The 2,536-nt window shown below is 75.0% G+C and carries 1 protein-coding gene; it reads right to left on the reverse strand.

Translation table 11 applies throughout. The features are described from left to right. Positions 1 to 2,100, reverse strand: a 2,100-nt coding sequence (locus ACYC1Z_RS15120) for a circularly permuted type 2 ATP-grasp protein (RefSeq protein ID WP_461410335.1), incomplete at its 3' end; no start/stop codon positions are given. Positions 2,101 to 2,536: the final 436 nt, after the last annotated feature.

Here is a 2,536-nt window from a genome sequence, read left to right on the forward strand (position 1 = left end):
GATGATCGACTCGTTGGCCACCAGCACGGAATCGACGACGAGCGCCTCGACCGCGGGCTCGGGCCGCGCCGTGAGCGTCGCGGCGAGGGTGGCGACGAGACGCTCCGCCCGCTCCAGCCGGCGGCCCACCTGGAGCAGGTGCCAGCCGGTGTCGCGGACGAGGGAATCGGCGCAGATGCCGCCGAGCGCCGTCAGGCTCTCGAGCACCCGGGAGAGCACCGGGCCCAGGCCCAGCTGTGCGTCGGCGTCGCCGCGGAGCCGGTGTCGCTCCTGCTCCAGCGTGCGCTCCAGGGAGGACAGCGCAACCCAGACGCCGGTGGAGAGGTTGTCCCGCACGCCGGTGGCCGCCCGATGCATCCGCGCCACCCACCACGCCACCGAGCCGCGGGTCCCGACGTCGGTGATCAGCGCCGTGAGCGTGGCCTCGGTCAGCTCAGGGTCGTCGATCGTGGGCAGCGCCCCGCACAGCACGCTCAGGGCCCGCACGCCGTCGGCGTCGAGCCTGGCGTGGTAGTCGTCCCACCGGTCGGCGACGGCGCCGAGCAGCCGGGCCGTGGCCTCCGCGGCCTCCGTACGGCGTCCGAACTGGTAGAGCCGCTCCGCGGCCCGGGGGGAGACGGCGTCGCCGGGGTGCTGCCGCGCGAGCCCGTCGGCGGGGCCGGCCGAGATGCTCGGCGGTTCGGCCGCGAGCACCCACACGTCCTTCGCCGTCCCCATGGTGGGGCGTCCGAGCATGGCCTGCGGCGGGTCCCCGACGTGCCCGAGCCCGCCGCTGAGGACGGTGTAGCCGTCGTCGGCAGCGACGGCGAACATCCGCAACGACGTCGGTCGCGGCCGGAGCGTGCGGGCCTCGACGGACGGGGTGGTCGAGGCCTCGACCGGTTCCTGTGCCACCCAGGCCCCGGGTCGGGCGGAGATCCGGGCGGACAGGTCCGCGCGCTGGCCCAGGGAGAGCTCCCAGCCCAGGACGGCGGGCTGGGAGCCCGCGACGGGCAGGAGGACGAGCCGGCCGAGGTTGGCGATCACGTGCGAGCACATCGACCGCTCTCCGCACCAGTACGTCACCGCGGAGGGGAGGGCGAGGTCCTCGCCGAGCAGCACCCGCGCCAGCCGCGGCAGGTAGCCGTGCAGGGCCGGGTTCTCCAGCACGCCCGAGCCGAGCGGGTTCACGATCGTGACGGCACCGCGACGGGCGGCGTGCACCAGGCCCGGTGTGCCGTGCTGCGAGCCGCGGCGCAGCTCCAGCGGGTCCACGTCCGCGGCGGCCACCTGACGCAGCAGCACGTCGATCGGCTCCGCCGTCCCGAGCGACCGGGCCCAGACCCGGCCGTCGCGGACCACCAGGTCCCCGCCCTCCACGATGGGCAGCCCCAGCATCGCGGCGAGGTAGCCGTTCTCGAACGTCGAGGCGGACGAGCCGGAGCTGAGCATCGCGATCCGCGGGTTGTCCCCCGCCGCGGCCGGGGCCACGCGTCCCAGCCCCGCCTTCAGCGCCTGGAAGAACGGGCCCACCCGGCGCGTGCGCGAGCTGCGATAGGAGGTGGCGAGGACCTCGGAGACGACGCGGCGGTCCGCCATGACGTAGCCGAGCCCGCCGGGCACGTCGGTGCGGTCTGCGAGCGCCGTCCACGCGCCGTCGGCGTTGCGGGCGAGATCGGTGGCCGTGAGGAAGAGCTGGTGCGGGCCGGGGAGGGAGATCCCGTCCGCGGGCCGGTTGAACCCGGGGTGGGCGAGCGCGATCTCCGGCGGTAGCAGGCCCGAGACGAGCAGCTTCCGCTCGCGGTACAGGTCGGTGAGGACGAGGTCGAGCAGCGTGGCCCGCTGCTGGACCGCGGCCTCGAGGCGGTGCCACTCGTGCTCGTCCACGAGCACCGGCAGCGGGTCGAGCTGCCAGGACTGTGCCGTCGGGTCGCCCGCCGTGACGCCCTGGTCCGCCAGCAGCTCGACGACGGCGGCCCGGGTGGCCTCGAGCCGGTCGGCCCGGCCCAGGCGCGCCTGCTCGGCGAGCGTGCGCCACGCCGCCCTGGCCTGGCCTGTGGCCTGAAGCATCTCGTCGTGGCCCGGGCCCCCGGCCGCGTAGGAGACGAGCAGGTCGACCAAGGCTCCTCCTGGCGTGCGGCATGACATACCGGACAATTGCTCAATCCTGAGCAAAGTCTGGTCCGGCCTCTCGGGCGTGACTTTACTCGGGTTTTGCTCAGATGTGCAGCGCGGCGGAGGGTTTTCGTGTGGTAGCGGGGAGAGGTCAGGCCGCAGGGGGGCGCCGGCGTGGGTCGGGCAGGCGCCGGCATGGGGTTCAGGGTGCGGCGAGAAGGTTCAGGGTGCAGCGAGGAGGGGCCCAGGGTGCTGCGGGGAGGGGCCCAGGGTGCAGCGGGGAGGGTCAGGCGACGGCGATGTGTGGGTCGACCGGAAGTGCGGGTTCGGGCAGGAGCTCGGGGCCGGCCCGGCCCATGGCGTGAGGGTCCGCGTCGGCCCGGTCGTCGTCGGCGGGCTCGGCCTCGGCGAGCGCGGCGTCGTCGGACACCGGGTGCGGGCT

The sequence above is a fragment of the Georgenia sp. genome (assembly GCF_054605595.1).